The organism is Sphingobium sp. IP1, assembly GCF_002708645.1.
GTDB lineage: Bacteria > Pseudomonadota > Alphaproteobacteria > Sphingomonadales > Sphingomonadaceae > Sphingobium > Sphingobium yanoikuyae.
The window spans coordinates 15,239-37,989 of sequence record NZ_NOIW01000054.1 but is presented as its reverse complement, the minus strand read 5'-3'; the positions used below and the strand labels follow the sequence as shown (position 1 = coordinate 37,989).

15 protein-coding genes are annotated in these 22,751 nt (G+C 66.1%); 6 read left to right on the top strand and 9 right to left on the bottom strand.

The features are described 5' to 3' along the window. Positions 1 to 38: 38 nt before the first annotated feature. The 5 genes from CG471_RS17910 to CG471_RS17890 all read right to left on the bottom strand — a co-directional run bounded on the left by CG471_RS17910 (position 39) and on the right by CG471_RS17890 (position 7,933). A complete protein-coding gene (locus CG471_RS17910) occupies positions 39 to 935 on the bottom strand; it encodes a shikimate dehydrogenase (protein WP_099232751.1) in 897 nt (298 codons plus the stop codon). A 25-nt stretch (positions 936 to 960) separates the two neighbouring features. After that, positions 961 to 2,316, bottom strand: a complete 1,356-nt coding sequence (locus tag CG471_RS17905) for an MFS transporter (RefSeq protein WP_097384421.1) — start codon at positions 2,314 to 2,316, stop codon at positions 961 to 963. A gap of 151 nt (positions 2,317 to 2,467) precedes the next feature. Next, a complete protein-coding gene (locus CG471_RS17900) occupies positions 2,468 to 3,373 on the bottom strand; it encodes a LysR family transcriptional regulator (protein WP_099232749.1) in 906 nt (301 codons plus the stop codon). A 158-nt stretch (positions 3,374 to 3,531) separates the two neighbouring features. Beyond that, positions 3,532 to 6,225: a TonB-dependent receptor domain-containing protein gene (locus tag CG471_RS17895; protein ID WP_099232747.1), complete on the bottom strand. Its 2,694-nt coding sequence runs from the start codon at positions 6,223 to 6,225 to the stop codon at positions 3,532 to 3,534. 73 nt (positions 6,226 to 6,298) lie between these two features. After that, on the bottom strand, positions 6,299 to 7,933 hold the full coding sequence (locus CG471_RS17890; protein WP_099232745.1) for a serine hydrolase: 1,635 nt from the start codon (positions 7,931 to 7,933) through the stop codon (positions 6,299 to 6,301). 278 nt (positions 7,934 to 8,211) lie between these two features. Here CG471_RS17890 and CG471_RS17885 point away from each other — a divergent pair, with 278 nt between their 5' ends. From CG471_RS17885 to CG471_RS17875, 3 genes are all read left to right on the top strand, one after another. Next, the gene (locus CG471_RS17885) at positions 8,212 to 8,877 is read left to right on the top strand and encodes a response regulator transcription factor (protein WP_004208320.1); all 666 of its coding nucleotides are present in this window, start codon (positions 8,212 to 8,214) and stop codon (positions 8,875 to 8,877) included. Between the two features lie 27 nt (positions 8,878 to 8,904). After that, positions 8,905 to 10,395 (top strand): HAMP domain-containing sensor histidine kinase, encoded by a 1,491-nt coding sequence (locus tag CG471_RS17880; protein WP_099232743.1) that lies wholly within the window; start codon positions 8,905 to 8,907, stop codon positions 10,393 to 10,395. 92 nt (positions 10,396 to 10,487) lie between these two features. Beyond that, positions 10,488 to 11,912: a CapA family protein gene (locus CG471_RS17875; RefSeq protein ID WP_099232741.1), complete on the top strand. Its 1,425-nt coding sequence runs from the start codon at positions 10,488 to 10,490 to the stop codon at positions 11,910 to 11,912. 50 nt (positions 11,913 to 11,962) lie between these two features. On the opposite strand, the gene CG471_RS17870 is transcribed toward CG471_RS17875, so the two are convergent. The 3 genes from CG471_RS17870 to CG471_RS17860 are packed head-to-tail and all read right to left on the bottom strand — an operon-like array spanning position 11,963 to position 17,590. Beyond that, the gene (locus CG471_RS17870; RefSeq protein ID WP_099232739.1) at positions 11,963 to 15,406 is read right to left on the bottom strand and encodes an SbcC/MukB-like Walker B domain-containing protein; all 3,444 of its coding nucleotides are present in this window, start codon (positions 15,404 to 15,406) and stop codon (positions 11,963 to 11,965) included. Then, the gene (locus tag CG471_RS17865) at positions 15,403 to 16,071 is read right to left on the bottom strand and encodes a DUF4194 domain-containing protein (protein WP_099232737.1); all 669 of its coding nucleotides are present in this window, start codon (positions 16,069 to 16,071) and stop codon (positions 15,403 to 15,405) included. The genes CG471_RS17870 and CG471_RS17865 overlap by 4 nt, the downstream gene beginning before the upstream one ends. Beyond that, positions 16,061 to 17,590 (bottom strand): Wadjet anti-phage system protein JetA family protein, encoded by a 1,530-nt coding sequence (locus tag CG471_RS17860; RefSeq protein WP_099232735.1) that lies wholly within the window; start codon positions 17,588 to 17,590, stop codon positions 16,061 to 16,063. Before CG471_RS17860 ends, CG471_RS17865 begins: the two co-directional genes overlap by 11 nt. Before the next feature lie 513 nt (positions 17,591 to 18,103). On the opposite strand from CG471_RS17860, the gene CG471_RS17850 reads away from it, so the two are divergent. Genes CG471_RS17850 through CG471_RS17840 form a run of 3 tightly spaced genes read left to right on the top strand, consistent with a single transcriptional unit; the run spans position 18,104 to position 22,205 of the window. After that, on the top strand, positions 18,104 to 18,424 hold the full coding sequence (locus CG471_RS17850) for a hypothetical protein (protein ID WP_230588499.1): 321 nt from the start codon (positions 18,104 to 18,106) through the stop codon (positions 18,422 to 18,424). Then, positions 18,421 to 21,264 (top strand): response regulator, encoded by a 2,844-nt coding sequence (locus CG471_RS17845; RefSeq protein ID WP_099232730.1) that lies wholly within the window; start codon positions 18,421 to 18,423, stop codon positions 21,262 to 21,264. The genes CG471_RS17850 and CG471_RS17845 overlap by 4 nt, the downstream gene beginning before the upstream one ends. Continuing rightward, positions 21,261 to 22,205 (top strand): diguanylate cyclase, encoded by a 945-nt coding sequence (locus CG471_RS17840; RefSeq protein ID WP_004208311.1) that lies wholly within the window; start codon positions 21,261 to 21,263, stop codon positions 22,203 to 22,205. The genes CG471_RS17845 and CG471_RS17840 overlap by 4 nt, the downstream gene beginning before the upstream one ends. 40 nt (positions 22,206 to 22,245) lie before the next feature. Here the strand turns inward: CG471_RS17840 and CG471_RS17835 are convergent, their stop codons facing one another. Beyond that, on the bottom strand, positions 22,246 to 22,740 hold the full coding sequence (locus CG471_RS17835; RefSeq protein WP_099232728.1) for a spore coat U domain-containing protein: 495 nt from the start codon (positions 22,738 to 22,740) through the stop codon (positions 22,246 to 22,248). Positions 22,741 to 22,751 lie beyond the last annotated feature (11 nt).

Here is a 22,751-nt window from a genome sequence, read left to right as displayed (position 1 = left end):
CTGGACGGGCAGGACGATGGCGGGCGGGCTGTCGGCGATCATGGCGCGACAGCCGCATCGGTGGCGCGGGCGAAGTCCGCCAGCATGCGGTTGCTGTCCGGTGCGACCGCTGTGAACAGGGCGAAGGCATGGGCCGCCTGCATCACCGCCATGCCGCCGCCGGTCAGTATGGCGCAGCCCTTGGCCTGCGCGGCCACCAGCAACGGGGTGTGCAGCGGGAAATAGATGATGTCCGACACCCATTGATCGGGCGTCAGCAGATCGGGATCGAAGGGCAGGCCGGGATGGCTGAGCATGCCGATCGGGGAGGTCTGGACCACGCCATCGGCGCCGGCGATGGCATCGGCCGCATGGGCCATGGCCTGCACCCGCGCCGCCGGGAAGAGCGCGCCAAGCCGATCGGCCAGCGCCGCCGCGCGGTCCTGTGCCGGATCGACGATGGCAAGATGCGTCGCGCCAAGGTCGAGATGGGCATAGCCGACCGCTGCCGCAGCGCCGCCTGCACCGATCATCGCGATCCGGCCGCGCGGGCGATCGGCGAGGCCGGAGAGGAAATGGGCGCGATAGCCCGACCAGTCCGTATTGTCGCCATGCGCCCGGCCGTTGCGGAACAATATGGTGTTGACCGCGCCCAATGCCCGCGCCGCGTCGGACAGGCTGTCGAGCAAGGGCATGACCGCCTGCTTGAAGGGATGGGTGACGTTGATCCCGTCAAAGCCCATCGCGCCCAGCATCGGCAGCAGGCGGGGCAGGTCGTCCGCGTCATAGCCCATCGGATCGGCATCAAGGATGCGGTAGACGAGGGGCAGGCCGAGCGCCTTTGCCTCCGTCTCGTGCATCTGCGGGCTGCGCGATCCGGCAATGCCCTGGCCGATCAGGCCGCAGAGAATGGACGCGCGGAGGCGATCCGCGACGGGCGCGGGCGACTGGAACATGGCATTATCCTTGGAAGAGGGGCGGTCAGTCGGCCTTGGGCAGGCGGATCATCGCGGCGCAGATGCCCGCGATGACGGCCGGCACCGCGAAGACACCGAAGATGACAGGCAGTGAGACTTTCGCCGCGAGCAGGAAGCCGCCCAGCATCGGCCCGATCACCGCGCCGATCCGGCCGACGCCCATGGCCCAGCCGATGCCGGTGCCGCGTGCTTCGGGCGGATAGAGGCTGGCGGCGAGCGGGTAGCAGCCGTTGAAGCCGCCCTGGACGAAGACGCCGATCAGGAAGGCGGTGGCGAGCGTCGCGACCAGCGGCATCGCGACCGATCCGAACAGGACCAGCGTGACGGCAGCGGCCGACATATAGCCCAGGATGAGGCGGCGCAGGTCGAAATGGGTGCCGGCGATGCCGATCAGGGTCACGCCGACAAAGGCGCCGATATTGTAGATGGCGCCGGCATAGATGGCGTCCTTGGCCGGCAGGCCGGCCTCGACCGCCAGCTTGGGAATCCAGCTGATGACGAAATAGAGCGTCATGAAGCCCGAGATGGTGGCCATCCACAGCAGGATGGTGCCGGTTGCGCGGCCATCGGTCAGCAGGCCGCGGACGCCGGCCTTGTTGGCTTCATGCACCTTCTTGGCGGGCAGCGTATCGACCGCCGGCTGGCCCATCGAGCGGAGCAGGCGGTTGGCCTTTTCCAGCGCGCCTTTGGGCTGGCGGCTGAGCAGGAAGTCGATGCTTTCGGGCAGCAGCAGCCAGACGAAGGGAAGGGACAGGGTGCAGAGGATCGCCGCGCCCAGCAGCATTGCCTGCCAGCCATAGATGGGCAGCAGGTTGGCGACGACGAAGCCGGTGATGGTGGCGCCGACCGGATAGCCGGCCTGGAGGAAGCCGACCGCGAAGGTGCGGTGCCGGGGCGGGGCATATTCGGCGGTCAGCGCCGCCATGCTGGCCAGTACCGTGCCGATGCCGATGCCGACGATGAAGCGGCTGACGATCAGTTCGCCGATATTGGCGGCCATGGCCGAGCCGAACATGGCGCCGGCCATCATCACCAGCGAGGCGAGGATCAGTTTGCGGCGGCCGAACCTGTCGGCCATCGGCGCGATCAGCAGGCCGCCGGCGGCCATGCCGGCCAGCCCGGCGCTGAACACCACGCCCAGCCGTTCGGGCGTCACCTGCCAGTCGGTCGACAGGGCGGGGGCGATATAGGACAGGATCAGCACGTCCATGCCGTCGAGCATGTTGAGGATGAAGCAGATGGCGACGACCAGTATCTGGCGCGCGGTCCATAGGCTGTCCGACGCGACGGGCGCAGCCTGGCCGTCAACGGTCACATAGGGCCGCACGGACACGCTGCCGGTGGCGGAATAGCTGGCCATTTCGAATAATGCCTTTCATCCTCTCGCGGCGCCCTGCGCCCTTGCCTTGCTTGTCCGGTGGCCTGTCGGCTTCTATTCTGCGGATAGCTATGCCTCATCCATTCAATAGGTAATTTCCACCGCTCCAGATGCGCTTCGCTATATCGCTATGTTATGGCTTTGGCGGGCGCGGCAGGGCGAGCATCGCACTGCGGGCAATCTCCTCGAAGGTTTCGCCGATGATGGCGCGCGGCGATTCCATATTGCGGTTGATATAGACCGGAAGCACGCCGGGGTCTTCAAATTCCAGGAAGCGGACGGTGTCGGCATGGGGCTGCATCGCGGTGAAGCTGTCGACCAGCGCCACGCCCATGCCGTTGGCGACGAAGGCGACCGCGGTTTCGGCGAAGCGGATATAGGTGGAAACGTCCGGCTCCTGCCCGGCGCGGGCGAACATGTCGGCGATGATCCGGCCATGGGGCGTGTCGGGGCGGAAGGATTGCAGTTGCGCGCCGGCAATGTCCGCCACGCCGATCCGGCCGCGATCCGCCAGCGGATGTTGGCTGGGCACGGCGCAGACCATGCGCCCGGCGCCGATCCGGCTGGACAGGATGTTGGGATGGTCGATCGGAAAGACGGTCAGCGCATATTCGCCGCGCTGGAGCGCGAGATAATCGATCGCCTGCTCGACCGAGAGAATATCGAACTGGATGGTGAGGCCGGGATAATTGGCGCTGAGCCGGGCCAGCATCTGGGGCAGGATCGAATGGCCGAGCGAGGGCGACGCGCCGACGCGAAAGGTCTTGTCCTCACCCTTGGCCAGCCGGCGGATGACATGGGCGAGGTCGTCGAAGCCCTTGTAGATGCGTTCGATCTCCTCGAACAGCACGCCGGCTTCCTGGGTCGGCACCAGCCGGCCGCGGGTGCGGTCGAACAGGCGGAACTGCAGCCGGTCTTCCATATGGCCGAGCATCCGACTGAGACCGGGCTGGGACGTGCCGAGCATCCGCGCAGCGCCGCTGACCGTCTTGGTAATCATGACGGCGCGGAAAATTTCTATCTGTCGAACCGTGAGCATCGAACGTCCATGATCCTGCACCGGATGGATAGCACGTGCTAGCCCAGCGGGGCGGCGCATGAAAGCCCGCCGCGTGGGTGCCGGTCGTTCGAAGGCGGGTTTCCAATGTGCGCGGGCAGAGGGCAAGGGGGTGCCCGCGCACATCGATCAGCCAGGGATCAGAAGCGAACCTTGGCACCGACCGTCATGTAACGGCCGATCGTGTCATAATGGATCGCGCCATAGGTGGTCAGCGGCGGATCGCGGTCGAACAGGTTGTTGACGTTGGCGAACAGGGTGAACTTGTCGACATTCACCTGGGCGCCGAGGTCGACATAGACGCGGGCGGCGATGTCGTTGTTGGCGATGTCCAGCGCATGGTTGAACTTGCCGCCGCCGACATAGCGGACGCGGGCGTCGACCGAGACGTCCTGGCTGCTGTAGTTGATCGACCCGGTGGCGCGCCAGTGCGGCGTGCCGAAGCTGACATTGTCGCCAACGTCACCGGCGCGGTCGACGCTGGTCATGCCGTCGTTGATCAGCACCTTGTCGACATAGGTGGCAAGGCCGCGGAAGCGCATCGTGCCGCCCAGGCCGCCGCTCACCTTGCTCAACGGCAGGGTGTAGCTGGCCTCGATATCCACGCCGGCGGTCTTGTATTCGGCCAGGTTGATATAGGTGGTGTAGATGGTGGTGGGGGCACCCGCGCTGTCGCGCACGATCTGGCTGCACAGGTCGGTATTGCCGTTGGCGCAACCGCTGATGACGTCCTGTGCGCCCAGCGAGGTGATCGCGTCCTTGAGCTTGATGTTGTAATAGTCGACCGACAGGTTGAAGCCCGGCAGGAAGGTCGGCGTGAACACCGCGCCGGCGGTCAGCGTGCTGCCGATTTCGGGCTTCAGGTTCGCATTGCCGCCGCCATAGCGGGTGATCGAGTAGGTGCTGCCATTTTCCGCGACCGTGGTGAAGCTGGTCGTGGTGGTGGTGTAGAGTTCCGCCAGGCTGCCCGAGCGGATGTCACGCGAACGCGACACGCGCAGCAGCAGATTGTCGAAGATGCGATCGGTCACGCCCAGCTTCCACGACCAGATACCACCGCTGGTGCTGTAGCGGCTGTAGCGGGCCGCGCCGTTGACATCGAGCTTGCTGAACGGCTGGTCGAGCAGCGGGATGGCGACTTCGCCGAACGCTTCCTGGACGTTGAACCCGCCGTCGAGCGGCGAGAAGTTGAAGCGGCTGAAGCCCTTGGCGGCCGAGGTGGCGTCGAGGCTGTTGGTGACCTGCTCTTCCCAGCGGGCTTCCGCACCGAAGGCGACCGAAACCGGGCCGGCCCAGGTGGAGAAGGGATCGCCGCGCAGGCTGGCGCCGGCGCTGTCGAGCTTGGTGGTGTAGACGACGCGGGCGACATTGCCGAACACATAGTCGATCGCGTCCTGGCTGGCGGCGCCTTCGCCCAGGATGTTGAGCGGGCGGCAGGCGGTCGTCGGATCGGTGAGCGCGGTGCGGCAGACGATATTGCCGCTGCTGTCGGTCACGGCATCCAGCGCGGCGGTCAGGTTCGCGCCGGTGATCTGGTTGTCATAGCTCTGCATGTTGCGGTTTTCGCCATGGCTGTAATAGGCCGAATAGCGCCATTTGCCGTCCGCGAAGCTGCCATCGACGCCGATCGCGCCTTCCACATTCTGGCGATAATAGCCGAAGGTGCGATAGCCATAATCCTCGAAGAAGCGGCCGACCTTGATGCTGGTCTCGCCAGCGGCGGCGAGCTGATCGCGGATCGACTGCGACAGATAGGGATTGCTGGCCGACAAGGTGTAGGTGCCATTTTCCGCATAAAAGGGATATTTGGCCCAGATGCGGCTGTAGCTGCCGTCCGCCCAGAAGGTGGCGTCGCCAACCTCGAAGCTGGCGCGGGCATAGCTGTTGACGCGCTGATAGGGGTTGGTCAGCGCATATTCGTCGTTGGTGGCCACGCCTTCGCCGCCGACCATGGTCGAACCGCTGATCTGGCTGCCGTACTGGAAGGCGCGCAGCGTGCCGTCCGAATTGAAGGTCTGGCCCTTGAGCGTGCCCGAGGTGATCAGGCCGCCGAGGCTGGTGGTCGAGCTGTTGACGTCGCGCACCAGAATATAGTCATGGTCGCCCGTGGTCGGCGAGAAGAGGTTGGCGCTGCCGACATTCTTGCGCGAGTTGCGGTCCAGAATGCCCTCGTCATTCTGATATTCGGCGCCGATCATGAAGTGGCCGCGGCCGTCGGCGAAATGGGTGCCGAAGGTGCCGTCGAAGCTGTAGCGATAGCCGTCGCCGCGCGACGACACGCCGCTCTGCGCGCCGATGGTCAGGCCTTCCAGATCATCGTCGAGCATGATGTTGACGACGCCGCCGATCGCGCCCGAGCCCCAGGCTGCGCTGGCGCCGCCGGTGACGATCTCGACCCGCTTCACCAGGCCCTGCGGCACGGTGTTGAGGTCCGACGAGCCGGTGAAGCGGCGGTTGTTGAGCAGGGTCAGGGTGCGGGTGACGCCCAGGCCGCGAAGGTCCATCGCCGACGAGGAGGAGTTGGTGTTGGCGACGGTGCTGGCCGGCGACTGGGTCGCGCGGAACTGCGGCAGGTCGTTCAGCACCTGCGCGATGCTGGGACGGGCGCCCTGGCGCAGTTCGCTTTCGCCCACGACGGTGGTCGGGGTCGGCGCGTCGAAGCCCTTGCGGTCGATGCGCGAACCGGTGACGACGATCGAACCGGCGTCATCGTCGGCGGCGGGCGTGCTGTCCTGTGCCATGGCGACCTGCGCCGTGGCGAGCGACAGGACCAGAGCGGCCCCGGCGCTGCCCGCCATCAGCAGGCGGCGAAATCCAGTGTCTTCAATACGCATTTCCAATAGTCCCCTTTTGCTCTTGCTTATGTTGTGGCCGCGACCCGAGCGGCTCTTGTGTGATGGCTGAAAATCAGTCGGCGACGCGGCGGAAGGCGACGTCGTAGGCACGCCCTTCGCCAAAGCGCAGCGCGGTGACCGCGCCCGATGCGTCGCGTTCGAACTTGACGGTGATGCGCCCGGCGCCCGGCGCGGCCTCGCCGGTGAAGACGTCGGCATAAGCGGGGCTGAGCGGCGTGTTGTACCAGCGCGGGCCGCTATAGGTCAGCGTGTCGCCCTGCTGCTTGAAGCTGAGGCAGGCGAAGGTGTCGACGCCGCAGAAACGGCCGACATAGGGCTTGGCGTCGAAGGCGGTGACGGCATCGACCTTGCGATAGGCGATCTTCTCGCCCTCGCGATGTTCCAGCGTCAGGCCGGTCTTGCCGAAGGCGAAGATATCCTCGCGCTGCGCCCAGCGGCCCGGACCCACCGGCGTCAGCACCCGGCCGTCGGCGCGCAGATTGCCCTTGTCGTCGCTGTCGAAGCGCACCGGGAAGCCGGTCATGCCGTCGGCATAGGTGCCCGAGGGCAGCGGCCCCTTGGGGGTATAGGCCTTGGCCTTGTAGGCGGGCAGGAAGATGTCGGCGACATCGCGGCCCAGCACCGGCGTATCGGCATTGCCGCTATTGCAGAGCAGCGACACGGCCAGCTTGTGCTGCGGATAGCGGGCCATCCAGGCGCGGTAGCCGCCGGTCGAACCGCTATGGCTGACTTCCTGCTGGCCATGATGGTCGAGGTTCACCAGCGCCAGTGCATAGGCGATCGGCGTGCCGTCATTGAGCTTGGTCGGCGTCTGCATTTCGGCGGTGAAGCCGGTGCCGAACGTGTCGGCGTCGAGCGCCGCCTGCCACTTCACCAGGTCGCCGACCGTGGTCAGCAGGCCGCCATTGCCATAGGCGTCCTCGATCACCTGGTCGTTGCGATAGACGCCATCGTCAAATTCATAGGCGCCGGTGCGGCCCGGCACGACATCGCCATGGTCGTCGCGCCAGCGTGTGTGGGTCATGCCTAGCGGCTTGAAGATATGATCCTGGGTGAAGTCGGCGAGCGACTGGCCGCTGACCCGCGCGACGATGATGGCGAGCAGGTTATAGTTGCTGTTGCTGTAGAGATAATGGCTGCCGGGCGCGAAGTTCAGTTCCTTCTGGCGCGCGACGATGTTCAGCATGTCCTGATTGTCGGCGGTGCGGCTGTTGCGCGGCCAGCCCTCGATCGCGGCGACCGAGCCCCAGTCGCGCAGGCCGCTGGTGTGGTGCAGCAGGTGGCGGATCGTGACCGGGGTGCCGTAATCGGGCATTTCCGGCACGACCTTGCGGATGTCATCGTCCAGCGACAGCTTGCCGGCATGCGCCAGCATTAGCGTCGCGGCGGCGGTGAACTGCTTGGAGTCCGATCCGGCCTCGAAGATGCTGTCCGGGGTGAGGGGGACGCCCAGTTCCAGGCTGGCCATGCCATAGGCGCGGGTAGCGATCGCCTGCCCATTGCGCGAGACGGCGACGGCGCAGCCGGGGGCGGTCTTGCTGTTCCAGCGCGCGAACAGCGCGTCGAGGCGGGCGAGCGACGCGGCATCAGCCGGGGCCGGGCTGGCCGATTGCGCCATGGCGGCAGCGGGCAGTGCCGCAGCCATGCAGATGAGCGCCCCCGCGAGCGAGGACCGAACGGTCGTCATATCTATTTTCCCCTTGTGCGCCCGAAGCGCTCTTGCCGCGCTGCGATCTGTTTTTTCTGGCGGCGCGTACGGCGGAAAATCCGTCGTCGTCCGTCCTTCCTGGCGAGTCCTAACCGGAGTCGCTGTCACGAACCTGACACAGAGAGGGGTGAGGCGGCCGATCTTGCAATCAACGGCAAGATAAGGGCTTTTATTTGGTATTTGCATTCCTGCTGTGGATGCGTATCGCAATTTAATGTCGATCGAGGGTGCCTGCCGGGATCGGTAGGAGTGCTGTAATGCGTTTGTTGCTGGTGGAAGATGATGAGCGTCTGGCGCGGGGGATCATGGCCTCGCTGGAAGGCGCGGGCTTTGCCGTCGACATATTGACCAGCGGCGAGGATGCGCTGCGGCTGGCCGATCAGGAACCCTATAGCGCAATCATCCTGGACCTGGGCCTGCCCGACCTGGACGGCCTGGAAGTGCTGAGCCGGCTGCGCGCGCGCGGTGCGCGGACGCCGATCATCATCCTGACCGCACGCGACATGATCGACGACCGGATCAATGGTCTGGATCGCGGCGCCGACGATTATATGGCCAAGCCGTTCGATCCGCGCGAACTGGAATCGCGGGTCCGCGCGCTGGTGCGGCGCAGCCAGGGCACGCTCGATCCGGTGCTGCGCATCGGCACGCTGAGCTTCGACCGGTCCAGCCGCACTGTCTATCTGGAAGGCAGCATGATCGACCTGCGCCGGCGCGAACTGGCGGTGCTGGAAACGCTGATGGGCCGGCCGGGCAAGGTGGTGGCCAAGGAAAGGCTGTCGGCCGAAGTGTTCAACTTCGACGATGCCGTCACGCCCAATGCACTGGAAGTCTATGTCGGCCGCCTGCGCCGCAAGTTGCAGCCGTCAGGCCCGTCGATCCGCACGATCCGCGGCCTGGGCTATATGATCGAAGCGGCCTGAGCGCCGGGCTGATCGACCGCCATACACATGCGCAGATTGTCTTCCTCGCTGCGGCTGCGCCTGACCGGGGCGGTGATGATGCCGCTGACGGCGCTGGTGCTGGTCTTTTCCGTCATCACCGCACTGGTCAATCACAATACCGAGGCGGACACGGTCGACCGGGTGCTGGTGGGGTCGGTCCGCACGCTCAGCCTTGCCTATAACAGCCCGCCCGCCGACCAGAAGCGGCTGGTGCCGCTGGTCATTCACCTGCTCCAGCGTCGCGCCCGGCCGGTGGTCCATTACAGCGTCTATCGCGGCACCACGCTGGTCGCCGGCGATCCCAGCCTGAAGCCGCCCGCCGACTATCGCGCGGACTGGGATGGCGTGACCGATCGCCATCCGCCCGCGACCTTCAAGAATGCCTATCGCAAGACGCCGCTGGTGCGCGGCTATCTCGATCCGGCGGACGCCCATTATGTTACCCAGGCGGCCTATCTGCGCAGCGGCACGCTGCACGGCAAGCCGGTGCGGATCGCGACGGAGATGCGCCGCGCTTATGGCGATGACAGGCTGATCGCGATCCAGATTGCCGACTATCTGGATGATCGGTCTGCCTATGAACGGCTGTTCCTGCGCCAGGTGCTGCTGGTCGGCGTCGCGGTGCTGCTGGTCACCGGGCTGCTCTTCTGGTGGGCGATCCGCTGGGGGCTGCGGCCGCTGTCGGACCTGACGGGGCAGGTGGAGGCCGCCCGGCGCGAGGCGTCCCCGGCCTTCCGCATGGAAATGGCGGAAGCTACGCCGGTCGAGATCAAGCCGTTCGTCGCGGCCTTCAACGGGCTGATGGCGCGGTTGGAGCGGGCGACCAATTCGCTGCGGCAGTTCACCTCCAACGCCTCGCACCAGATGCGCACGCCGCTCGCCGTGGCGCGGGTCCATCTCGACGTGCTCGACCGCTATGGCGCGGCCTCGCCACAGGGCAAGGCGGCGTTGCAGGATATTCCCCACGCCATCGACAGCCTCGAACAATTGCTGCGCCAGTTGATCGCGCTCGCTCGCAGCGAGGAGGATGGCGACATGCGCATGGGGCCGTTCGACCTGTCCGAAGTCGCTGCGGACGTGATCGCCGATCGCGCGGCCCAGGCGCCGGCCGATATCGAGATCGGCTATGACAAGGCGATGGTCGGCCCGGCGATGGCGGTCGGCCAGCCGGGGCTGGCGGCGGAGCTGATCGGCAATCTGCTCGACAATGCGATCCGCTACAACCGGCCGGGCGGCACGGTCACCGTCCATCTCTATCGCCGCGAGGGGCAGGCGATGGTCGATATCGACGATGATGGTCCGGGCATTCCCGAGGCGCAGCGCGAAAAGGTGTGGGACCGTTTCTATCGCATGCCCGGCAACAGTGCGACGCCGGGCACCGGCCTTGGCCTGCCGATCGCCCGCGCGCTCGCCGACCGGATGGGGGCGCAGATCAGCCTAGCCGACGGACGGACCGGCCGGGGGCTGTGCGTCACCATCGCGTTTCGCGCCGAATAGCGCCGCCGAACAGAAAAGCCTGTCCCGGCGACAGGTTCATGTCAGCCCGACCGGCTATCCCCGACACAAAGTTACAAAGGGGAAGTCCGTTGATGCTGTCCAAGATTCTTCGCCGCCGCGCGGTCCGCAGCCTGTCGCTGGCCGGCGCCGCGCTGATGCTGACCGCGCCGATCGCGGCCCATGCCGAGGAAGAGGAAAGCGGTGGCCAGCTGTCGACCAGCCGCGTGCCGACCAGCCCGATCGCCGGTGATTTCAGCTTCGCGGCGGTGGGCGACCTCATCTATCTGCGTCCGATGCTGGCGACGATCGAGCAGCAGTCGCCCGACATGCTGCGTATCCTGCGTGGTGCGGACGTGACCTTCGGCAATTTCGAGACGACCGCGCTCGACCTCAAGACCTTCAAGGGCTCGCCCCAGGCGGAGTCGGGTGGCACCTGGATGCTGGCCGATCCCGCCGTTCCGGCTGATGTCGCGAAGATGGGCATCGACATTGTCGGCCATGCCAACAACCACGCCACCGATTGGGGCGTGGAGGGGCTGTATGACACGCTGGCGCTGCTCGACGGCGCGCATATCGTCCATGCCGGCACCGGCCGTTCGATGACCGCGGCCCGTGCGCCGGCCTATTATGACGGGCCGCATGGCCGCGTCGGACTGGTGTCGGCCACCACCAGCTTCACGCCGATGTCGCCGGCCTCCGATCCGCTGGGCCAGGTGCCCGGCCGTGGCGGCGCCAATGCCATCCGCAGCATCGAGGTCGGTCTGGTGTCCGACGCCGATCTGGCGACGATCGCGCGGCTTGCCGGGACCAAGGCGGGGGCGCCGGTCAAGATGAAGGGCCGCGAATATCGGGCGACGACAACCCCGACCGCACCGATGACGATCGAATATGATCTCAATGTCAAAGATGTCGCCGCCAACATGCTGGCCGTGCGCCAGGCCAAGCAGAATGGTAATTTCGCGGTCTTCTCGCTGCATAATCATGAGCCCGGCAATGCCAGCCAGACGCCCGCCAATTTCGCCCAGGGTCTGGCGCATCAGGCGATCGATGCCGGCGCGGACGCCTATGTCGGCCATGGCCCGCACCAGCTGCGCGGGATCGAGATCTACAAGGGCAAGCCGATCTTCTATTCGCTCGGCAACTTCGCGATGATGAACAACAGCCTGGATGACCTGCCGGCCGACATGTACGACCAGTTCGGCATCACGCCGGGCAGCGTGACCGCACCTGAGCTGCTGCAGGCGCGCGGCGCGAAGGAATTTGGCGATCCCAACCTCTATGAAACGGTGATCGCGGTGAGCCATTACAAGGATGGCCAGCTGAGTGAAATCCGCCTCTATCCCGTTGACCTGGGCGTCAACGCGACGGGCGCGGGCAAGGGCGTGCCGCACCTGGCCGATGCCACCGTGGGCGCGCGCATCCTGGAACGGCTGCAGCGCCTGTCCGCGCCGTTCGGCACGAAGATCGAGACGGTCAAGGGCGTAGGCGTGATCCGCGTGGCAGCGTCGCGCCCCTGATCTAATGGCGGCTTCAGGGGCGCGGGACGGCGGCCCTGAAGCCGGCCTGCCTATTCCGCGCTGTCGAGCGCGAAGAGATCGAGCCGTTCGGCCAGCGCGGCATCGTCGAGATGCTGCGGGTTGGCGGCGCGCATCTGGGTGCGGGCATGGGGCTTGATCCGGACGGCTTCGGCGCTGGCATTGTCGCCATGGCGGAACACGTCGATCACGCTGTCGAGATTTTCATAGACGACCGCGCGCTTTTCCGATGGGGCGGCGATCACCACCTGCAGCCCGATATCGTCGTAAAATTCGAGCAGGGTGCGCTGGTTGGGGCCGTCCATCTTGCTGAACGCCTCGTCGAACACGGCAAGGCCCAGGCCCAGCTCCGCCCGCTCATATTGCCGGCGCGCGCCATGATAGATGCTGGCCAGCGCCGCACCGATCACCACATAATAGGGCACCTGCCGCTCCGCGCCGCTCGCCGTGCCCTTGCGCTTGTCATAGCTGGTGGTGCGGCCCTTGTTCACATCCTCCATGCGCAGGTCGAAGGTGAAGTAATTGCGGTAGTCCTGATAGGCCGAGAAATCGAGGGACTCGTCGCTCAGCAGCCGTTCGACCTCCGCCAGTGCCTGGTCATGTTCGGCGTCGCGCGGGGCGGCCCGGCCAAAGAGGGCGTCGAAGGTCAGTTCGTCATGCTCGCTCTCGCGCGCCAGCCGGTGGAGCGCGGCAAACTCCTCCTTGGGACGGGCGTGGAGCGTGTAGATCTCGCCGTGAAGCGGCCGCATCCGCAGCGCGCGGGTGAGGTTGTCCAGCTCCGAACGCAGATCGTTGAAGCGGGCGTTCAGCTCATGGATGAAGGCGGTGCGGAACAGCTGGCCGATCTGTTCGGCGGCTTCGTCGGCCTGGCGCCGATACTGGATCAGCTCATTTTCCTCCAGCGCCGCGATATTGGCGGCGAGCCAGGGCTTCACCTCGGTCGCGATCGCGCCGGGCAGGGCAATGGGGGCGCTATTGTCGAAATCGGCGCGGTAATGGCCCAGCGTCTCGCGAATTTCGCCCTGCAACGCCTGATAGGCGTCGCGGGCCTCGTCCGCGCGCTTCATCATCTCCTGCACCAGTCGGGGCAGGGCGCGTCCGCGCTGCTGGCTATAGGCCTCGCGCAGGATCGAGAGGCTGGCCGATGAGCGCACCCGATCCTTGAACAGGGCGCGCCGCGAGCGTAGGCAGAGCCAGGAGCCGGGCTGGGCATCGCCCGCATCGAGCCGCCGCTGGATTTCGATCCGGGCCTGGCCAAGCTGGCCGCGCCGGCCGATCAGTTCTTCCTTTTCCTCGGTGGCGCTGCGCAGTTGCAGCTTCACTCTGTCCAGATTGTGCTGGATCGCCGGATCGACCGTCATCGCGATCTTGTCGAGCCGGTGCTGCAATTCGGAGCGGCTTTCCTCATGCTGGTCGATCGCGGCGACCAGCAGGTCGAGCCGGTCGGCCGGATCGACATCGGCCATCAGCGGCAGCAGCTTGCGATGAATATCGTCATGGAACCGCTCGGTTTCGGCATGGACGGCGATCAGCGCCTGCCGATCCTCGATCCGGGCGAGCAGTTCGGCCTCCATCAGCGGGGCTGCGGCCCGGCCGATCTTGAGGTCGCGGGTGCGCAGCACCTCGACCACGATGCCGCTATTATAGGCGCCATCGCGCATGATCGCGCGGCCGCCGGCCAGCAATTCCGCCTGGGTGCCGGCGAGGCGCACCTGACCGGTGCGGAAGCGCAGGAAGGCGATCGCCAATGGGTCGTCGCTGGCAAAGACGGTGGCGAGGGAATCGGTGTCGAAGCCGGGCGGCTGTTCGGCGAGGCGGCGGCTGTTGATGACCCGGCATCCGCGGAAGCCGTCACGGTTGGCGCGCACGATCTCGACCGCGCGGGACGCATGTTCGGGATCGACCAGGATCGCCTCGCGGTCGCGCCCAAGCAGTGCTTCCGCCGCTTCGCGCCATTGCGGATCGACGATTTCGGCCACCTGGCAGAGCGTGCGCGGGCGCATATTCTCCCGCTCCAGCGCGGCCATCAGGCGGATGGTGCGATCGTCCAGGCTCACCTGGCCGGCGCGCGCCTTGTCGCGGCGCGCGACCAGATCGGCCAGCTCGTCCTGCAGGCCGCGCCGCTGGGCGATCGCCTGGTCACGCCGTTCCTGGATCTTGGCGACGCTGTCGATGGCGCTGCGGCGGGCGCTGGCGATCAGATCCTCGATCGCCAGCGGATCGCGCGGCCATGTCGGCGGCTCCAGCCCGTCGCTCTGCTGCCGCAGCGCCTCCAGCGCCTGGAACAGGGCGCCGAGCTTCAGGGGCGCGAGCCGCTCGCGATGGTCGAGCAGGCTGGCGCCGAGCGCGGCCGCACGAAAACGGGCTTCGAGCCGTTGCACCACGCCGGTGCGGGCCAGGTCCACGGCCTTGAGTTCGCTCGCGACCACGGCACGCTTGCCGGCGGCGCCCTCCGCCACGGACTGGGCGAGCAGGCTGTCCTGCCGATCGCCCAGTGCCGCGATCTCCGCATCGCAGCGGCCGATATCCTGCTGGATGTCGTCCAGTTCCGCCAGCGTGTCGCGCCGTTCGCGCAGATTGGCGATCAGCGCGGCGCCCGCCTCGATCATGGCGGCGAGGCGGGCGGTGCCGCGGGCGACATCCTCCCGCTCCAGCAAGGTGACGAAGCGGGATACGAGTTCGGCCAGCGCCCGCAGCGCGTCGAGCCGCCGTTCAAGCTCATGCACATCCTTCTGGATGTCGCGATAGCGCTGGATGCCCTCGCGCAGCTCGCCGATGTCGATGTCGTTTCGGGCGAGCAGGAAATTATGCACGAAGCCCTCGACCGAGCGCATATCCTCGAACGACAGGGCCATGACGAAGGCGCGGATGAAGCGATCCGGATCGCTGTGGCGCCGGCCGGTGAACAGCTGGCGCATATATTCGCGGATATGGTTGCGCGGGCCGTCGGGGCGAATGAGCTGGGTGCCGGCCGCTGCGCAGGCCTGCTCCAGCCGTTCGCGCACCAGGCTCCAGGGTGCCGAGCGCTGCTGCCCGCCATCCAGATGCTCGATCAGCAGGTCGGTATCCACCCGCACGCCGGGCGCGATATAGCGACCGACCACCTGTGCATCCTCGATCGCGGACGCCTCGACGCACAGGCCCACACTCACCGGCGGGCGCAGGCCGTCGGGGTCGTCGAACGTCAGCACGATGTGGGTGACGGATTCCTGGCGCAGAAATTCATGTTCATTGAGCTGGCCGAGGCAATAGCCGCGCAGCGTGCGTTCCGACTTGCGGCTGCCGGTTTCGCCGGCGGAACGATTGAACTGATACCAGCGCCGCGAGCCGCCGGTCATCACCGCCTGGATGAGGTCGATCAGCGTCGACTTGCCGGAGCGGTTCTGGCCCAGCACGGCGGTGTCGCCGCCGACGGCCAGGTCCTCGCGACCGAACAGATGCCATTGCACCAGTGCGATATGGGCAAGCTGCATCATGCGACCTCCTCCTCGTCGGCGTCATCCAGGTCGATGACGGGCTCCTCCGTCTCGCTTTCCTGATAGTCGCCGCCGGCCAGCAATTGTTCGAGATGGGCCATGAACTCCTCGCCCGCGACGGTGGCGATCAGCGCGCGGATGGTGATCGGCATGTCCTCCAGCTCGTCGTCGATGTCGCCCATATGGACGATCGCCCGGCGGTCGAGCGCGGTGACCAGCGCCTTGAACTCGTTGATGCCCAGCGTCGCGCGGCGGGCGCGGGCAACCATGTCCTGATAGGCGTCATAGGCGGCGTTGAGCGTCACCATCACGCTGCCATAGCGTTCGACATCGCCTTCCTGGATGCCTTCTTCCCACAGTCGGCGGAACAGCAGCAGCACCAGCGTCTCGTCGATCCGCATGCGCGGATGGCCGATCTGTTCGGTGTCGGGCAGGATGCCGGCCCAGCCTTCGCTTTCGCGCACCACCAGCCGATAGCCGGCGACTTCGAAATAATCCGCCACCAGCCGCTCGACATCGGGGCGGAGCAGGACTTCGAGCAGGGCCGATGAGCCGCGATCCTGCACATGCAGGAACTGATGGCGCAGCAACTGGCTGATCGCCTGGGTCACGCGGTGCATCCGGCGCGGATCGCGCGCCTCCAGGGTCTGAAATTCACTGAGCATCTTGTATCTCTGGGGTCACGGTGTCGCCGATGCGCGAGACGGTGAAGCCCGCGCAGTGCAGCCAGTCATTGTCGATGGTCGATCCGGTATCGACCGAGAAGCGGAAATGGGGCGCCAGATGGTTGGCGATGGCATTGCCCCGGCCATCGGCATCGGCGGCCAGCACGGACAGGCGCAGGGCTTCGAGCGTCAGGAAATCATCGACCGTCTCGATCGCGAAGCGGCTGGCCTCGCCCGATCCGAAGGGCGCCACGCGCCGTTCGAGGAATCGGCTGACCTGTTCGGGCGTGACGGCAAGGCGGGCCAGATAGTCCCGGTCCAACCGCTTGCGCCATTCGCGCAGGGGATCGGGCGGCGGCAGGACCAGCAGCCCGCCCGAAACCGTCGAACGATAGGTGCGCGGCCGCGCGAGCAGGGCGGGGGACCAATAGGACCGGCGCGGTTCCAGCAGGCCGGACATGGACGGCGCCATATCCTGCTCATCCGTGCGGGCGAGCAGCCGGTCGAGTCGCAGCAGCATCGGCTCGCTGCGCTGGAGAAAGCTGTTGCCGCGCCGTCCGGCATAGCGGACGGTGTTGCGCAGCCGCGTTTCCAGCCGGCTGCGATGCTGCTGGATGCGCTCGAAAGCCTCCTCGATCTGGTCGAACACGCGCCGCACCTTGTGCAGATCGTCATAGACCAGATCACGGGCGGCAGACGGATCGGGCGCCAGCCGGGCCTCATGATAGGCTTCGGCGATGGCGGCGACGTCGGCGATCGAATCCTCGATCGCGTCCAGCGCGGTGAAGATGCGATGGCGGAAGCGATAGGGGTGGGAGGTGGTCGAGATGGCCGCATAATCCTGCAGCAACAGTTTCTCGACGAAATCCTCGAAATAATGGCGCAGCCGGCGGCCCACGCTGTCGCTTTCCACCACCCGCTTGTCGATGTCGCGCAGCGCGCTCAGCACGCTGCGCAGATAGCGGCCGAAGCTGGCGGCGTCGCGCGCCGCCTTGTGCAGGCCGGGGGCATTTTCCCGCGCATTGCGCTGCAGCGCTTCCAGCTCGTTCTTCACCTGGATGACAAGGCCGCCAAGCTGGTCGGACAGGCCTTCGCGCAGGCTGCAGAGAAATTCGGCCAGGCGCATGGCGCCGGCCGGCATGTCGACCGTGACCTTCAGACCATAGCGGCTTTCCTCGATCCAGCCGGTTGCCTGCAGCCGGTTGTAGATGTGCCGGGCGCGCATCATCGCCGCGCTGGTCGCCTGTGCGTCGGCGGCTTCCAGCTTGCGCCGGCGCACGCGGCGGCCCGGTCGCGCGGCCAGCTTGTCCAGCACCACCGGGCTTTCATCCTCGCGCCACAGCTCCGCATTGTCGCCCAGCAGCGTATAGATCAGCTGGACGACCTCACCCTGGGTCGGGAAATGCAGGTCGGAACGGTAGAAGCCCTCATAGAGGCCGATCAGCACGCGCTCGTAGAGAAAGCGGTTCGACCCGGCGAACAGCGCGAAGATATCGGAATGGAGCTGGCCGAACAGCATCAGGCGGCACCATGCGCGGCCGGGCGGGACGCGCGATCCGGCGCGGTCGCGGCGATGGAGTCATCGCCGGTGCGCTGATGGTCGGACAGGGACGGATGACGGGCAGACTGGCGCATTGTCCTCGGCGATGCCGGAGAAGCGCCTCCAAGGGCCGGGCGCAGTGTTGCACACGACCATAGAAAGGGGCTCGTCCGGCAAAAATATGGGTTCGGCCGGCGCAGATGCCATGTTCGGGCGAGCCGGGCAAGCCGATGCCAGAATTGCAGAAAAGAGCGCGCGGTTGACGTATAACTTGTAAATTATGCCGCCAATCCAAGCCCGTTTTCTGTAATTTCATATGTAAATATTGGGCATGTCGAGAAAGGCAGGCGATCATTTTGCGAACAGAACAGGCAAAGGCCTCTTAACCATTGTAAAATGCTTCCATGGCTTAATAATGCGATGGATGAGGCAGGGTTGCTCAAGGGTTTGAACCGTCCCGCGCGCGCGGGCAGCATGGACGCGTCCTGCGCCATGTCCGCCTATTTGCCTGCGGCTTTGCTGTTGCTGGCGGGGCTGGTCGGGCTGGCCGCTGCATGGATCATGAGCGGCAGCGGTTCGGGCCGCTATCTGGTGATCGCGCCCTGGGGTGCGTCGCGGGCCGAGGCGATCAACCTGGTGCGGGCGGCCGACGGGGGGCTGGTCGGCATGGGGCGCCTGTCCAACATCATCATTGCCGGGTCGAACCGGCCGGATTTCGCGGCGGCGTTGCGCAGGGCGGGGGCCTGGGGCGTGATCGCGACGCCGTCGCGGATCGAATGCGGCGAACCATTGCCGGGGGGGCAGGCATCATGATTATCGCGCTGGACAAGCTGCGTTTCCATTTCGGCCGCTTCCTCGTGCCGCTCTTCTGGGCGCATGTGCCGTTGCTGGCGACGGTGGCCCTGCTCACGGGCCATTCGCCGATCGCGGCGGCGCTGGGCGGCACATTGCTGGCGGGGGCCTATCATCTGACCTGGTGGCGGCAGGGGATTGCCCCTGCGACCCGCTATCTGTCCGCCGTCGCACTGATGGGCGAGCCGGCGATCCTGCTGTTCCTGCTGCGCGGCCATGCCTGGCAGATGGACATGCACATGTATTTCTTCGCCATGCTGGCGCTGACCATCGCCTGGTGCGACAAGCGCGCCATCCTGGCGGCGGCGACGGCGACGGCGCTGCATCATCTGCTGCTGCTCTATCTGCTGCCCTATGCGGTGGTTCCGGGGCAGGGCAATCTGGAACGGGTGCTGCTGCATGCCGGCATCGTCGCCTTCCAGACGGCAGTGCTGGTCTGGCTGAGCGACAAGCTGGTCGAGAGTTTTCAGCGCAACCAGAAGATGGGCGAGGAGATATTGGCCAAGAACCAGGCGCTGGAGGCACGGACCCGCGAGGCGGAGGAGGCCAATCGCGCAAAGAGCCTGTTCCTGGCCAATATGAGCCATGAAATCCGCACGCCGATGAATGCCATATTGGGCTTCTGCCATCTGGTCGCCCGGACCGACCTCGACCCCAAGCAGCAGGATTATATCGGCAAGATCAACCAGGCTGGCGTGTCGCTGCTGCGGCTGATCAACGACATCCTCGATTTTTCGAAAAATGAAGCGGGCAAGCTGACGCTGGAGGCGCATCCCTTCACCCTGCGCAGCGCGATCGAGAACCAGATCCAGCTGGTCGCGGCCAATGCCGAGGCAAAGCAGGTCAGGGTTGTCTCGCGGGTCGATGCCGATGTGCCCGAGCGGCTGATCGGCGACGAAATGCGCTTCTGTCAGGTCGTGCTCAACCTGATGAGCAATGCCGTCAAATTTTCCGAGGAAGGCACCGTCACCATCGGCCTGTCGGCGTCCGAGCAGAATGGCCGGGTGCGGCTGAAGCTGACGGTGCGCGACACCGGCATCGGCATGACGCCCGAGCAGCAGAAATCGCTGTTCCATTCCTTCACCCAGGCGGACAGTTCGACCACGCGGCGGTTCGGTGGCACCGGCCTTGGCCTCGCCATCTGCCGTCAGATCGTGGAGCAGATGGGCGGTGACATCGCGGTCGAGAGCGCACCCGGCCAGGGCAGCAGCTTCATCTGCCACATGCTGATGGATGCGGACGACCGGGCGATGGGGCTGGAAATGCCGATGTCGGCGCATGTCCGCCGGCTGCGCGTGCTGGCCGCCGACGACAATCCGGCGTCGCGCCAGATCATCCATGACGTCTTTGCCGGCTGGGGCATGGCGGTGGATCTGGTGGCGTCGGGTGGCGAGGCGATCGCCGCGATCGAACATGCCGACGAACGGGGCGAGCCCTATGACCTGGCCTTGCTCGACTGGAAGATGCCCGGCCTGGACGGGATGGAGACGGTCGATGCGCTGCGCGCCACGGCGCTGCGCCATCCCCAGCCCAAGGCATTGATCATCACCGCCTATGGCGCGGACGATCTGTTGCAGGGTGTCGATACCGACAAGGTTGCCGCCTTCCTGACCAAGCCGGTCGTGCCCAAGATATTGCTGGATACGATCACCGAGATTTTCGCCGAGGAACATGCGCCCGTCGTCCATGTCGCCGCGCCGGCCACGCCCGCCCTGCCGATGGTGGCCGAAGCGCTGCGCGGGCTGCGCGTGCTGCTGGTCGAGGATAATGAGATCAACCGCGAGATTGCGGCCGAACTGCTGGACGATGCCGGGTTGAAGGTGGATTTCGCGGAAAATGGCCGCATCGCCTGCGACATGGTGCGCGAGAAGGGGGCGGGTTATGCCGCCGTGCTGATGGACGTGCAGATGCCCGAAATGGACGGCATCAGCGCCACCCGCATCATCCGCGAGCAATGGAACGCCGAGGATCTGCCGATCATCGCCATGACCGCCCATGCCTATGAGGAGGAAAAGCAGCGCTGCAAGGCCGCGGGCATGAACGATCATATCGCCAAGCCGGTCGAGCCGCCGGTGCTGGTCAGGGTGCTGGATCGCTGGCTGAAGGCGGGGCGAGTGACCACGCCGCTGCCGTCGCCGGTCGTGCCGACGATTGCCGGTTCGTCGCTGCCCGATCGGCTGCCGCCCTTCGACCTGCCCGCCGCACTGGCGCGGGTCAATGGCAAGACCGGGCTGCTGCGCAAGCTGATTGTCACCTTCGGTGACAGCTATGATCATGTCGGCCGGGATTTGCGGGCGCATTTGGCGGCAGGGTTGCTGCCCGATGCGCGGCGCCTGGCCCATAGCCTGAAGGGCGTGGCCGGATCGCTGGAACTGCCCGGCGTCCAGCAGATCGCGTCGGACATCGAACGGATGCTGGCGGCGGGCGAAACCGGGCCGGCGCTGGCCGCAGTCGTCGATCTGGAGGTGGCGATAGCACCAGCGATCGCCGCCGCGCGCAGCCTGACGGGGGGCGCAGAGGCATCGGACGTCGCGATCGTCACCGACCAGGATGATGGCGCGGTCGAACAGGCGCGCACCGAATTGCGCGGGCTGCTCGCGCGCCGGAGCCTGAGCGCCCGCGCCGGCTTCGAGCGGCTGGCCCAGGCGATGGGGCTGACGGCCGATCAGCGCGCCGGCCATCCGGTTCAGCGGGCGCTGGAGCAACTGGATTATGAAACTGCCCTCGCGCTGATCGATGCCGATGCGCCGGGCGCGGGCACAGCAGGCCGGTCGACCGATCCGGCAGGAGCGACATCATGAGCAAGGCCACCATCCTGATCGTCGATGACGAGATTTCGAACATCGAAATCATGAACGCCGTGCTGGAGGATGATTATGAGATCTGCTTCGCCACGTCGGGCCAGCAGGCGCTGGACATTGCACGCACGGTGCAGCCCGACCTGATCCTGCTGGATGTGCTGATGCCGGGCATCGACGGGTTCGAAGTCTGTCGCCAGATCAAGGCGGACATCATGCTGGTCGATATACCGATCATCTTCACCACCGGGCTTGGCGATACGGAAGATGAGATGCGCGGCCTGTCGCTGGGCGCGATCGACTATGTGACCAAGCCGATCCAGCCGGCGATATTGCGCGCGCGGGTCGGCAACCATGTCGAACTCAAGCGCCTGCGCGATCAGCTCGCGACGCTGGCCGTCACCGATGCGCTGACGGGCCTGAGCAATCGTCGCCACATGGAACGGTCGCTGCAGGCGGAAAGCGCACGGCTGACCCGGACCGGGGAATGGATGTCGGTCATCATGCTCGACATCGATTTCTTCAAGCAGTTCAACGATACCTATGGACATCCCGCCGGGGATCGCTGCATCGCGATGGTCGGCGCCGCGCTGACCCGTGCAGTCAAGCGCGCGACCGACCTGCCGGCGCGCTATGGCGGCGAGGAGTTCGCCTGCATCCTGCCCGGCGCGGACCCCCAGGGGGCAGAACTGGTTGCGCAGGAAATCCGGCTGCAGATCCAGTCGCTCAACATTCCCCATGCCCAGTCGCAGGTCAGCCCCTTCATCACCGTCAGCATCGGCGTCGCCAGTGCCCGTTGCCATGCCGACCTGCCCGCCGAGCTGTGGATGGCGGAAGCCGATCGCCAGCTTTACGCCAGCAAGCAGCGCGGCCGCGATTGCATCACAACCATCCAGTTCGACGCGCAGACCTGCCATGGCTATTCCCTGGCAGCCAATGAATAGGCGCTGTCAGGCGCGCATGACCGGGTTCAGAGGCGCCTGATCAGAAGATGACCGTGACCAGTATCGTGTCCGAATAGCTGCCGGGCGGGACATTCTGCCCGGCCGGGATACGGCCATATACCGTCGTGGTCTGGTCCAGGTTCAGCAGCGCGATGAAATTGCTGGTCACCGTCTGCGATCCGCCGGTCCCATCGCCCCAGACCTGGTTGCGCGCATTGCTGGTGTAGAGATTATAGGCGAGCGTCGAGCCGCCACTGGTCAGGACGCGCGGCGCATAGGTGGACGATGTCCCTTTGCTGAGCTGGATCGTGTAACTGCCGCCCAGCGCGACCACCAGCGAGCAGCGCACGCGCACCGTTCCCGATGAATCATTATCCCCGCTGGCGACCGGGTTGTAATTGCCGAAGCTCAGGCCGCTTGCCGATACGGTACAGGTGCACAGGGCCAGGGGATCACACGCTGCCTGCGCGGGTGTCGCCATGAACAGGGCCGCCAGCGCGACCGCAACGGCGTAGAGGGCATGGCCAGTGCGCATCCTCATCCTCC